General features: G+C 31.1%; 8 protein-coding genes. 7 read left to right on the forward strand and 1 reads right to left on the reverse strand.

Annotated features, from left to right (window positions below):
• Positions 1–233: 233 nt before the first annotated feature.
• The 5 genes from KQI88_RS03825 to KQI88_RS03845 all read left to right on the forward strand — a co-directional run bounded on the left by KQI88_RS03825 (position 234) and on the right by KQI88_RS03845 (position 6387).
• Positions 234–2423 carry a DNA topoisomerase III gene (locus tag KQI88_RS03825; RefSeq protein WP_216415009.1) on the forward strand — a complete coding sequence of 730 codons (2190 nt, stop codon included), beginning with the start codon at positions 234–236 and terminating at the stop codon, positions 2421–2423.
• A gap of 175 nt (positions 2424–2598) precedes the next feature.
• Positions 2599–3027 carry a MarR family winged helix-turn-helix transcriptional regulator gene (locus tag KQI88_RS03830; protein WP_246579101.1) on the forward strand — a complete coding sequence of 143 codons (429 nt, stop codon included), beginning with the start codon at positions 2599–2601 and terminating at the stop codon, positions 3025–3027.
• Positions 3028–3182: 155 nt separating this feature from the next.
• Positions 3183–3536, forward strand: coding sequence for a carboxymuconolactone decarboxylase family protein (locus KQI88_RS03835; protein WP_216415010.1), 354 nt, complete (start codon positions 3183–3185; stop codon positions 3534–3536).
• 67 nt (positions 3537–3603) lie between these two features.
• Positions 3604–5340: a dihydrolipoyl dehydrogenase gene (gene lpdA, locus KQI88_RS03840; protein ID WP_216415011.1), complete on the forward strand. Its 1737-nt coding sequence runs from the start codon at positions 3604–3606 to the stop codon at positions 5338–5340.
• A gap of 180 nt (positions 5341–5520) precedes the next feature.
• Entirely contained in the window at positions 5521–6387 is an 867-nt protein-coding gene (locus tag KQI88_RS03845) for a tRNA 2-thiocytidine biosynthesis TtcA family protein (protein WP_216415012.1), read from the forward strand.
• A gap of 83 nt (positions 6388–6470) precedes the next feature.
• Here the strand turns inward: KQI88_RS03845 and KQI88_RS03850 are convergent, their stop codons facing one another.
• Positions 6471–7829, reverse strand: a complete 1359-nt coding sequence (locus tag KQI88_RS03850; RefSeq protein WP_216415013.1) for a YjiH family protein — start codon at positions 7827–7829, stop codon at positions 6471–6473.
• A gap of 264 nt (positions 7830–8093) precedes the next feature.
• Here KQI88_RS03850 and KQI88_RS03855 point away from each other — a divergent pair, with 264 nt between their 5' ends.
• Together KQI88_RS03855 and KQI88_RS03860 are read left to right on the forward strand one after the other, a co-directional pair.
• Positions 8094–11351: a DEAD/DEAH box helicase gene (locus tag KQI88_RS03855; RefSeq protein WP_216415014.1), complete on the forward strand. Its 3258-nt coding sequence runs from the start codon at positions 8094–8096 to the stop codon at positions 11349–11351.
• A 119-nt stretch (positions 11352–11470) separates the two neighbouring features.
• The gene (locus KQI88_RS03860) at positions 11471–13291 is read left to right on the forward strand and encodes a thiamine pyrophosphate-dependent enzyme (protein WP_216415015.1); all 1821 of its coding nucleotides are present in this window, start codon (positions 11471–11473) and stop codon (positions 13289–13291) included.
• Position 13292: the final 1 nt, after the last annotated feature.

Below are 13292 nucleotides of genomic sequence, written 5' to 3' on the forward strand. Positions count from 1 at the left end.
TGATATATAACAAAAAGATGAGGAAAATATCTTCATCTTTTTTTGTATTTGACTATTTTAAAATATAAAATAGGGATTATCCGTTATAAATGACTATATAGAAGAGAATAAATATAATATAATATTGTTTTATGTTAAAATAATATAGTGTTGATATATTTTAAGTAAAGAATAACCATACAATGAATTTTGTTGTATAAATATATAATTGTAATTTTGAAAGGATTGTAAATATGAATAAAAAATTAGTATTAGCAGAAAAACCTTCGGTAGGAAGAGATTTAGCTAGAGTTTTAAATTGCAATAAAAAAGGAAATGGATATTTTGAAGGAGAAGAGTATATTGTAACATGGGCTCTAGGTCATTTAGTAACATTAGCAGATCCTGAGAGTTATAATGATAAATACAAGTCTTGGAGAATAGAAGATTTACCTATGCTACCTTCAGACTTAAAACTGGTAGTCATAAAAAAGACTGGCAAGCAATTTAATATTGTAAAAGATCAAATGCATAGGCGGGATGTTGGAGAAATTATAATTGCTACGGATGCCGGCCGTGAAGGTGAATTAGTTGCAAGGTGGATTATTGATAAAGCTAAAGTAAATAAACCAATTAAACGTCTTTGGATTTCCTCAGTTACAGATAAAGCTATTAAAGATGGTTTTAAAGGTCTAAAAAATGGTAAGGATTATGAAAAACTTTATTTATCTGCCGTTGCCAGAGCAGAGGTAGACTGGATTGTAGGCATTAATGCTACTCGTGCACTAACATGCAAATATAATGCACAACTTTCCTGTGGGAGGGTGCAAACACCAACTCTTGCAATAATTGCACAAAGGGAAGGGGAGATTAAAAACTTTATTCCTAAAACTTTCTATGGAATACAGGCTATTAGTAGTAGTAATTTAAAGTTAACATGGCAGGACAATAAAACAAAGGATATTAAAACCTTTGATAGAGAGAAAATTACTAAAGTACTTAATTCTATAAAAAATAAAAATGCCAATGTAGTAGACATAGATAAAAAGTATAAAAGAAGTTATTCTCCAGAACTATATGATTTAACAGAGCTTCAAAGAGATGCTAATAAAATATTTGGCTATTCTGCAAAGGAGACCCTTTCCATTATGCAAAGACTTTACGAAAGCCATAAGGTTTTAACCTATCCTAGAACAGATTCAAGATATATTTCTTCGGATATAGTAAGCACATTAAATGATAGACTTAAGGCTTGTGGAATAGGACCGTATAAAGCATTGGCATATAAAATTTCGCAAAATCCAATAAGAGGAAATAAATCCTTTGTAGATGATGGACAAGTTTCGGATCACCATGCTATTATACCAACAGAGCAGTTTGTTCAGCTAAGCTCTTTAAATGATAGAGAAAGAAAAATATATGATCTTGTTATAAAACGATTTTTAGCTGTTCTATATCCTCCTTTTGAATATGAGGAGACTTCTATTAAATCTAAAATTGGAGAAGAAATTTTTATAGCAAAGGGCAAAGTAGTTATTAACCAAGGCTGGAAAGAGGTTTATGAAAATAATTTTGAAGATGAGGATACAGCTGATGGTGTTTTAGAGCAACTACTACCTAGTATGAACAAGGGAGATATTTTAAAAATATCCTCTGCTACTCAAACAACAGGACAGACAAAACCACCGGCACCTTTTAATGAAGGAACTCTACTTTCAGCTATGGAAAATCCGGCTAAATATATGCAAGGTGCAGATAAGGATTTAATTAAAACAATAGGAGAGACTGGAGGGCTAGGGACTGTAGCCACTAGGGCGGATATTATTGAAAAGCTGTTCAGTAGCTTTCTATTAGAAAAAAGAGGAAAAGACATATTAATAACTTCAAAGGGAAAGCAACTATTAGAATTAGTTCCTGAGGATCTTAAATCTCCTGCACTAACTGCGGAGTGGGAACAAAAACTAGGTGCTATTTCAAAAGGGCAACTTAATAAAGATAGTTTCGTTAATGAAATGAAAAATTATACAAAGGTAGTTGTAAATGAGATTAAAAATAGTGATGAAACATTTAAGCATGATAATTTAACAAGAAATAAATGCCCAGAGTGCGGAAAATATATGCTCGAGGTTAATGGTAAAAGAGGTAAAATGCTAGTTTGTCAAAGTAGAGAATGTGGCTATAGAAAAGGTATTACACAAAATACCAATGCAAGATGTCCTAACTGTCACAAAAAGCTAGAGCTTCGTGGTGAGGGTGAAGGACAAATATTTGCATGTAGTTGTGGACATAGGGAAAAGCTTTCTACATTTAAGGAACGAAAGAAAAAAGAAGGTAGTAAAGTGTCTAAAAAAGAAGTAGCCAAATATATGAGGGAGCAACAAAAAGATAGTGACAAATTTACTAATACTGCTCTTGCAGATGCTCTTTCTAAATTGAAACTTTAATGATTGTTAGTAACTTTCTTATTTCATAATAGATAGAAAGGTAACAGTAAGAAAATAATAGACAAAAACATTTCTGTAAAGTATTATAGAATATTATTATTGAATGTAGCATTAAAAATTTTTAAAGGGGCAAGGAGGGTAAATATTGTTTAACTTAGATACATGAGTAGGCTATATGACAGATAATTCTAGTAAAGTTATCTGTGATGCCTTCAGTGAGAGGGTAATTAAGTTAGGTGTAACTAGGGTACAGTGGATTGCCCTATATTATTTAGGTAAAGAAGAGTTTATTAGTCAAAAAGAACTTGCGGAAAAAATGAATATAAAAGAATCATCTGTAGCTCGTTTACTTGATCGTATGGAAAGAGATGGATTAGTAGAGAGAGTTAAAAATGAAAACGATAAGAGAGTGACAAATTTAAGACTTACAGATAAAGGAAAACAGTATAGAATTAAATTATTACCAGAGGGTGAAGAATTTGAAAAGTTACTGTATAAAAATATATCCGATGAAGAAATGAAAATTTTTACAATGGTTCTATCAAAAATGGTTAGTAACATAAATGAGAATATTAATAATAAAAAGTGCACACATGGTTTGTAAAATGTGTGTATTTTTTTATGCATATAGGAAAAAATATATACAATTAAAAAATGATAAAAAACGACAAATTTTTATCAAAAAAATATTGACAATTTTTAAACACTTGGTATACTAATAATTAGCATAGCAAGTAATTTAACAAGGAGGAGAATAAAATGGCAAGAGACGTAAGACAAATGTTACAGGATTTTACTGGAGGATTAGAAGAACTAGCGAATACTAACGGAGCTCAAGTTGAAGCTTTTATGAATTTATTAGGGGCAGCTTATGAACCAGATGCATTAGATTTAAAAACAAAGGAGCTAATTAGTATAGGAGTTGCTATTTATAACCGTTGTGAATATTGTATTGTTTTCCATACTTACAATGCACTACAAGCGGGAGCTACAAGAAAAGAAATTATTGAGGCGGCAATGGTAGCAGTAGCCTTTGGTGGAGGACCTTCCATGGCTTATAGTGTTACATTATTAAAAGATTCAATTGATGAGTTTGAAAAAGATTTTCAATAGATAGATAAGAGAGGACAGTTACCTGTCTTCTCTTTATATATTTTTAAAGTTGACAGGAGGGTTATAAGTGATATTTGATGTTAAATTAGAAAAATTATCAGGTCACAATAAGTCTGGTGTAATTGGCAGGATATATAAGGTAGAAGGAGATACTATTAAAGTAGGAGAAGAACTTTTTGATATAGAAGCTAAAAAAGGAAATATTACAGTTACATCAGATGTGGAAGGTAAAGTTGTAAAGATAAAAGTAGCTCAAGGTGACAAAGTTTCAATAGGCGATGTGCTATTTACAGTTGAAGGAGAAAAATCTAGTAGTAAAGCAGATACTAATAAAGGGGATGCTAATAAAAAACAAGGATTTAACTATATGGCTAATTTCTTAAAACTACAGAAAGAAACAATTGAGACAGACATTGTTATTTTAGGTGGAGGCCCAGGGGGCTACGTTGCTGCTATAGAGGCGGCAAAGCAAGGTGCTAAAGTAGTACTTATAGAAAAAGAAAATTTAGGAGGAACCTGCCTTAACTGGGGTTGTATACCTACAAAGGCATTGGTACGTTCATCAGAAGTCTATGAGTTGGTAAAAAACTCTGAAGAGTATGGAATTTTCAAAAGCTCTCCAACCTTTGATTTTTCTAAGATAATGGAAAGAAAGAATAATGTAGTAAGCGAGTTAGTTGGAGGTATTGATTATCTTCTATCAAAAAACAATATTACTGTATTTAGAGGTAATGGAGAAATAATAGATAAAAATATGGTGTTTGTAAGGGAAAAAAATAAGGAAATTACAATTAATACTAAAAATATAATAATTGCTACAGGATCTAAAGCATTTATTCCACCAATAAAAGGAGTAGAGTCAAAAAATATATTAACAAGTAAAGACATGTTAAGTTTAAATGAGCTACCTAAAAAAATAGTTATTGTTGGTGGCGGTGTAATTGGAATGGAGTTTGCATTTATTTGTAACGCCTTAGATTCAGATGTAAGTGTAGTAGAGTTTGCAGAAGATATTTTAATTGCCTTAGACGAAGATATTAGAAATGAAATTAGAGAAATAGCTGTAGAAAAAGGAATAAAGGTTTATACTAGCTCGAAGGTTGAGGAAATTATTGATACAGAAGAAGGTAAGTCAATTGTTGTAGTATTTGACAAAGAGGGTAAGAAGGGCTATATAACTGGAGATAAGGTTCTTATGTCAGTAGGAAGAATACCATTTTATGGCGATATAGATTTAGAAAAATTAGGAATTGATCTTAATGAAAGACCAAGAGGAATAAAGGTTAATAGCAAAATGCAAACAAGTGTAGATAATATTTATGCTATTGGAGACGTAACAAATATAATTCAATTAGCCCACGTTGCTTCTCATCAAGGTATAGTTGCTGTTGAAAATATACTAGGCAAGGATGTAGAGGCTGATTATTCTACTGTACCAAGTGCAATATTTACAAATCCTGAAATTGCATCTGTTGGTATTACCGAAAAAGTTGCAAAGGAAAAGGGTATATCGGTAAATGTAGGAAACTTCCCATTTGGGGCTAATGGTAAAGCTCTTACCTTAGGGGAAAGAAGAGGATTTGTAAAAGTAATTACTGAAGAAGCTACAGGTATAATAATAGGAGGATCTATTATTGGACCACATGCAACCGATCTTATACATGAAATTGCAGTTGCTATTAAGAACAAACTAACTGTAGAACAAGTAGTTGATACCATTCATGCGCATCCTACAACTGCTGAGGCTGTTCATGAAGCCCTATTGGCAACTACGCCAAAGGGAGCAATACATTTCGCAGAATAAAGTAAACTTTGATGATTTATCAAAGATTTTGAGAATACTAGATGTTGGATAAAAATATTAGAAGGGAAACTTTCTCCTTCTAATATTTTTTTTGCTTTTAATAAAGTTAAAGTTCATAACTACAAAGACAAAGCATCATAAAAATGCTATAATATTGAAGAAAAAAGAGAAGGTGATAAAGTGTCTGATATTGCAGGAAAGGGTTGTGAATCTCTAATACCCCTTGGGGATAGAAAATCACTTGAGGAAATAGAAAGAAGTATTATTACTAAATATAGAAAAGATATATGGTCAAAGTTTATTAAAGCTATAAAAGAATTTAATCTAATAGAGGATGGGGATAAGATTGGGATTGCAATATCTGGGGGTAAAGATAGTCTGCTGCTAGCCAAACTTTTTCAAGAACTAAAAAAACATGGCAAGGATAATTTTGAAGTAGAATATATTGCTATGGACCCAGGATACCATGAAAGTATTAAAGGCCTTCTTTTAGATAATTGTAATCATTTAAATATTCCAATCCATGTTTTTGAATCAGGGATTTTTAAAATAGCAGAGAAAATGGCAAAAGATTATCCATGTTTTATGTGTGCCAAAATGAGAAGGGGGGCTTTATATAAAAAAGCCCAAGAACTTGGCTGTAACAAGCTTGCCCTAGGACATCACTTTAATGATGTTATTGAAACAACTATGCTAAACCTACTATATACAGGAAACTTTAAGACAATGCTTCCAAAGTTAAAGGCTACGAATTTTGAAAAGATGGAGCTAATTCGTCCGCTTTATTACGTTGAAGAGCAGATGATTATTGACTATACAGAGACTAATGGTATTTGGCCACTAAACTGTGCATGTATGGTGGCGGCTAAAAAAATAGGAAGCAAAAGGCATGAAGTAAAAGAGCTAATTAATAACCTAAAGAATAACTTTGAAAATATAGATAAATCTATTTTTAAAGCAGCACAAAATGTTAATATGGATTGTATTTTAGGCTGGCAGAAAGATGGAGAACAATATTCATATTTGGATTTTTATAACATAGAATAGTTTGAGATGAACTTATTATTTATTTAAGAAGATTAGTAGTCTAAAATAAAAAACTCCCTTTAAGAAAAAGGGAGTTTTTAAAATTAAAATATAATATGTGCTATTAATACAACTATAGGTAGGGTAACTAATGTACGCTGAATAAATATAATAGCTAAGTCCTTAATAGAAACTGGAATTTTAGAACCTAGTATTAATCCCCCTACCTCAGACATATAGATTAGCTGAGTTACAGATACACATGCTACAACAAAACGTGTAAGTTCACTTGTAATTTTACTTGCAATAACAGATGGTAGGAACATATCTGCAAATCCAACTACTAAGGTTTGGGCAGCTAAATCTGCTTCAGGCACTCTTAATAGTTTTAGTAGTGGAATAAATGGAACTCCTAACCATTGGAAAACTGGTGTAAACTCAGCAATTATAAGTGCTAAAGTTCCAAAGGCCATAACTATAGGCGTTACTCCTAGCCACATATCTAATACATTTTTAATACCACTTTTGAAAAATTCTCTTATACTACTATTTTTATCTGCTTGTTCTATAGCTTGTTTAAATCCCCATGTTAACGAGGTGTACCCCTTAGGAACCTGTTCAGAACTACCTTGATTATTATCAACTAAATAGGTATCTGACTTTCGTGAAAGCGGTGGTATACGGGGAATGATAATTGCAGCTACAACTCCAGCAAAGGACACTGTTAAATAAAAAGGAACAAAAAGATGAGCTAGATTTACTTGTGCTATAATAATAAGACTGAATGTTATTGATACTGCTGAAAATGTAGTTGCGATTACGGCAGCTTCTCTTTCTGTATAATGTCCGTCCTCATATTGTTTACTGGTTAAAAGTACACCAATACTTCCATCTCCAAGCCAAGAAGTAATACAGTCTATAGATGAACGTCCAGGCAATTTGAAAATTGGACGCATTATTTTAGTTAATAAGGATCCAAAAAACTCTAATAAGCCGAAATCTAAAAGTAATGGTAAAAGTAGTCCTGCAAAAAGAAATACAGAAAATAATATCGGAAGTAGATCATATAAAAGTAGTCCAGCAGTAGCATCAGACCACATCCAGTCTGGCCCTATCTGAAACAGTGCTGAAATTGCAAACACCATACCTAAAATTCTTGATACAAACCACAATGGTGTTACATTAAACAAAGTATTTAAAAAAGAACTTTTCTTAATAAAGGATGGTTGAAATAATTTAGTAATAACACTACCAATTACAGTTATAGATATTAAAACAGTAGTAATTGTTGGTAAAGCATCAGATAAAGTATTAAGAATAAATCCAGAAAATAAAGCAATAGGAATTGTAATTTCCCCATTGTAAGAAATAGGAATCATAAATAGAACGGAACCTATTAAAGAGGGAATAATAAAACGTAATATACTTGCTGTAGAATAATTTCCATGTTTACTGTTGTCCATGAAATTTCTCATCTCCTTTACTGCATTTAAATTTTTTCCAATAGTATAGATATTAATACATTTTGTATAAAAATGCAACATATTGTATTAATAAAACTATTAAATTTTCTTAGTATTTTATATATTATATAGAAATATATAATCAAATTTTTCAACTTTTATCTGACAATACTTTATTGGATGTATCTGTTTTAATTATAGCCCATATTGATTATAATTAAGGCAGGTTAATTATAATTGGTAAATATACCGATGGGGTGAAATATGTTTAATTTAAATGAAGAAAATATATATGATATGAGTACAGAATCAATTACCTATAAAAAGGGTAAAGGTTATTTTACTGAAAGAAGAGTAAAATCCTTAATTTTTAATCAAGAAAACCTTAGTTTTTCAGCTATAGTACAAGGCACTAGAAAATATAATGTAAAGATAGGCTTTATACCAGGTGGGAATGTTAAACATACAACATGCTCCTGTTCTGCCTACGATAAATATTGGGGAATATGCAAGCATATTGTGGCTGTTCTTTTAACAATTATGCACAAGGATAGAGAGGGACAATTTAGTAAAGTTGCCGAAACACAACATATAAAAAACATTTTAAGTTTTTATCGAAATAAACAGCATAGTGATTTTATATCATTAAATATGGAAATAACATTTGAACTAAAGATAAGTCGTTACAATAAGCGTATTGCGGGAAGTTTTATTAGTTTAAAGGTAGGAGAAGGTAGAACCTATGTTGTTCGTAATATTAAAGGATTTATAGAGTGTATATATAATAAAAATAAGATTGAATTTGGGAAAAATTTTATCTTTGATCCTAATATTCATTCATTTAGTAGCGATGATCAAAAAATAATCGATCTTATAGCTGAAATATATGAACATGAAAAAACTTTTGAAGAGGATTTTTATAAAGATAGCTCACAATCTATTTTTAATGGCAAATATATAAAGTTACCGGAGATAACTTTAAAGAGATTTTTAAACATTATAAAAGATGGCGATTTTATCTCTAAAGGTAGATTCAATGCCATTATTCTAGAAGAAGCTTATGATAATATTGTTATTAATGAGAAGGACATACCTTTTAGATTCCAATTAGACAAAGATAAAGAAAATATTGTTTTAAAAGTGGAACACGATGGTCTTATTATTCCTATAACCTCTGATGGGGATTATTTTTTCTCTAATGGTGAAATATGTAAGATATCTAAATATCAGAAAGAAAATCTTTTACCATTCTATAGTATCTTAACTAAGCATAAGGGAAGTAATATTGTAATTGAGAAGGATATGCAGGAAAGCTTTTTTTCCGAAATATATCCAATTATAAAATGTATAGGTAAAGTGGAAATTGAAAAGAAACTTGAAGAAGTTATTTATTCTCCAGAGTTAAAAATTGAAACATATTTTGATAGAGCAGGGCGCAAAGTAACTGCAGATGTAAATTTTATATATGATCAAATTAAGATTAATCCATTTAAAGTATCGAGAAAAAATAATATTGAAAAAGATAAGGTTCTTATAAGGGATTTAGAAAATGAAAGAAAAGTAATAAGCTTTCTTGAAAACAGCAATTTTAAAATTAAAAACAGAGAAGTTTACTTAGAAGATGAAGAAGATATTTTTAAATTAGTTTATGAAAGATTAAAGTGTTTGCAAGATATATCAGAAGTATACTATTCTAACTCATTTAAGATGATGGAGGCTAGAAAACCCCCAAGCTTTAAAGGGGGAATAAGATTAAATAAAGATGAAGGTTTTTTAGAGTTTAACTTTGAAATAGACGAAGTAGACGATAAAGAACTTAATGGACTTTTAAAATCTTTAAGGCAAAGGAAAAAATATTATCGTTTAAAAGATGGGTCCTTTATACCACTAGATAACGAACATCTAATTAGCTTAGATAAAATGATGTTAGAGTTAGATTTAGATAATTCAAATTTGAGAGGGAAAACTATAGAAATTCCTAAATATAGAGGATTATACATAGACGAGCTATTAAGAGACAAAAATCTTAGTTTTATTAAGAAGAATAAAAACTTTAGAAACTTTGTTGAAGATATTAGGAAATACAAGGAAGTAGAATACAATGTTCCTGAAGGATTAAATGGAACCTTAAGAGATTATCAAAAACTTGGTTTTAAATGGTTAAAAACCTTAAGTTACTATGGATTAGGTGGAATACTTGCAGATGATATGGGACTTGGAAAAACCTTTCAAGTATTGGCTTATTTAGTCTCTGAAAAAAAGGAAAGCAAAGAAGGTACAGCTTTAGTTGTAGCCCCTACATCCTTAGTATATAACTGGTTAGCAGAGATAGAAAAGTTTACACCCTCCTTAAAGGCTGCAGTAGTTGTAGGAAATAAGGAAGAAAGAAAACAAATAATTGAAAAGACAAATGAATATGATATTATAATTACCTCCTACCCTTTAATTAGAAGAGATGTTGATTTATATGAAAATTTATCTTTTAAGTGGTGTATTTTAGATGAAGCTCAACATATTAAAAACCCAAGTTCTCAAAATGCAAGATGCGTAAAGTCTATTAAGGCTAGTCATAGATTTGCTTTAACTGGGACACCTATAGAGAACTCTTTAACAGAGCTATGGTCTATTGTTGATTTCATAATGCCGGGGTATCTATTATCCTACAACAAATTTCAAAATAAATATGAGAAAATGATCGTTAAAGAAGAAAATGAAGATGTGTTAAAGAGCCTTAGAAGGCAGATATCTCCTTTTGTGCTAAGACGTTTAAAAAAGCATGTATTAAATGAGTTGCCTGAAAAAATAGAAAATATAGTATTTGCAGAGCTTAGTCCAGAACAAAAAAAATTATATGTAGCATATCTAAAGAAGATACAAGGTGAAATTGAAGAAGAAATAAAAGAAAACGGATTTGAAAGAAGTCAAATTAAAATTTTGGCCGCCTTAACAAGACTAAGACAAATTTGCTGCCATCCAGCATTGTTTTTGGAAAATTATAAGGGCACAAGCGGCAAATTTGAACTTTTACAGGAAATTATAGAAAATTCTATAGAGGGAAATCATCGTATTTTGTTATTTTCTCAATTTACCAGTATGCTTGCTATGATAAAAGATATGTTAGAAAAGCTTAAAGTTTCATATTATTATTTAGATGGATCAACTCCCATAGAGGAAAGAGGTAATATGGTAAATGACTTTAATAATGGTAGCACAGATATTTTCTTGATATCTTTAAAAGCGGGTGGGACTGGTCTAAATTTAACTGGAGCAGATATGGTCATTCATTTTGACCCATGGTGGAATCCAGCTGTAGAGGAACAGGCAACAGATAGGGCCTATAGAATAGGGCAGAAAAATGTTGTTCATGTTATGAAGCTGATTACAAAAGGAACTATAGAAGAAAAGATATCCAAACTTCAAGATAAGAAAAGAGAGTTAATTGATGGGGTTATACAACCTGGTGAAACGTTAATATCTAAGATTAGCAAAGATGAACTTATGGAACTTTTTAGAGATGAATGATACTATATAGTGTTTAATTTAATTATATAGAGGGTACATAATTGAAGTATCAATAGATAGTTATATGTACATAGATTTTATTGTACAGCTAAAGTATTCGATTATAAAGGAGTGGTTTAATGTCTTCTACTGAGAAGAGAGTATTAACAGGAAACGAAGCAATTGCAACAGGATTTTACGAAGCAGGGGGTATGGTAGCAGCAAGTTACCCGGGATCTCCTACAGTAGAAATACTAGAAAAGCTTAAGGAATACGATGAGGTGTACTCAGAGTTTTCTACAAATGAAAAAGTTGCTGTAGAAGTAGCTATTGGAGCTTCTTTTTACGGTGTAAGATCTATGGCAACTATGAAACACGTAGGTGTAAATATAGCTGCAGATCCACTTATGACCTTTACATTAACACCAACTAATGGAGGTTTTCTATTAGTAACTGGAGATGATCCAGGACTTGCCAGTTCTCAAAACGAACAAGATAATAGGGTTTTAGGTAAATTTGCACATATGGGTATATTAGATCCTTCCGATAGTCAAGAGGCAAAGGATTTTACTAAAATAGGACTTGAGTTAAGCGAAAAATTTGAAATGCCTATGATGCTTAGAATTACTAGTAGACTCTGTCATGGTAGAGGTATAGTAACATTAAATGAAAGAACAGAAATTGAGCCAAGAGAATTTAATAGAAACAAAGAAAAATTTTGCATGATACCTCCAGGCTCTAGGGAAGCACAGTTTTTTGTAAAGGATAGATTAGAGAAATTAGAAAAGTATGCATATGATATGGAGATAAATAAGCTAGAAATAAAAGAAGGCACAGATACATTAATTATTACATCTGGGTTGGTTTATTATAATCTTAAAGAGGTAGACCCTAATGCTAGCATCTGGAAACTTGGTATGGTTTACCCTATATCAGAAAAGAAGGCGAAAGAAATAACAAGCAAATTTAAAAAAGTAATAGTTATTGAAGAGATGACGCCTTTTATAGAAAACGAGCTTAAATTAATGGGTATTGAGTGTGAGGGTAAGAAATATTTTGAGTTTACTGGAGAACTTGATATTCAAGATATTGAGAATGGATTATATGAAGCTGGAATATTATCAAATAAAAAAGAATATGTTAAAAGGTTTGTTGAGACCGTATCAAGACCACCATTATTTTGTACTGGATGTCCTCATAGACCAACATTTGATATTTTGAAGAAATCAAAGGCTAAAATAGTTGTAGGAGATATTGGATGTTATTCTTTAGCTGCATTGTTTCCGTTCGAACAGTCTAACTCCATAATAAGCATGGGTGCAAGTATTGGAATGAGTAAAGGTATGAGGAAAGCAATGTCTATGACTAAGAAAGAGGAGCCTTTAGTTGCAGTAATTGGTGATGGAACATTCTTTCACTCAGGATTACCTTCTTTTATTAATTTACTTCATCAAAAGGAAGATAATGAAAATATTACTATAATAGTTTTAGATAATAGAACAACTGCTATGACAGGTGGACAACACAATGGTAGTTCTGGACTTTATAATGGAAGAGATGATATGAAGGTAGGCATAAAAACCCTACTAGATTCCATGGGATTTGATAGAGTAAAGGAAATTAATCAATATGAATATAAGACCACAAAGAAGTTAATTGATGAAGAAATTGCCTACGAAGGTTTATCGATTATTGTTGTAAATGGACCTTGTGCTCTAAGATATAAATTGGAAAATCCATATTTTTATGTAGATCCTGAAATATGCATTAGTTGTAGATCTTGTATTAAGACCAATTGCCCACCACTAAAGATGATAAAGTACGAGGGAATTGAAAAGCTAAAATCGTCTATAGATAAAGATATGTGTGTTGGATGTAGTGTCTGTGCTCAAGTCTGTCCTGTAAATGCTATTAAGTCTTCGGCAACTTTAAATAAGGATGGTGAAAACATTGGTGACTAAT

Origin of the sequence: Alkaliphilus flagellatus, from assembly GCF_018919215.1 — a bacterium.
In the GTDB taxonomy this organism is placed as follows: Bacteria; Bacillota; Clostridia; order Peptostreptococcales; family Natronincolaceae; genus Alkaliphilus_B; species Alkaliphilus_B flagellatus.

Coding starts and splice junctions, on each gene's coding strand:
- KQI88_RS03825 (WP_216415009.1), top strand. CDS start 234: ATGAATAAAAAATTAGTATTAGCAGAAAAACCTTCGGTAGGAAGAGAT.
- KQI88_RS03830 (WP_246579101.1), top strand. CDS start 2,599: ATGACAGATAATTCTAGTAAAGTTATCTGTGATGCCTTCAGTGAGAGG.
- KQI88_RS03835 (WP_216415010.1), top strand. CDS start 3,183: ATGGCAAGAGACGTAAGACAAATGTTACAGGATTTTACTGGAGGATTA.
- KQI88_RS03850 (WP_216415013.1), bottom strand. CDS start 7,829: ATGGACAACAGTAAACATGGAAATTATTCTACAGCAAGTATATTACGT.
- KQI88_RS03855 (WP_216415014.1), top strand. CDS start 8,094: ATGTTTAATTTAAATGAAGAAAATATATATGATATGAGTACAGAATCA.
- KQI88_RS03860 (WP_216415015.1), top strand. CDS start 11,471: ATGTCTTCTACTGAGAAGAGAGTATTAACAGGAAACGAAGCAATTGCA.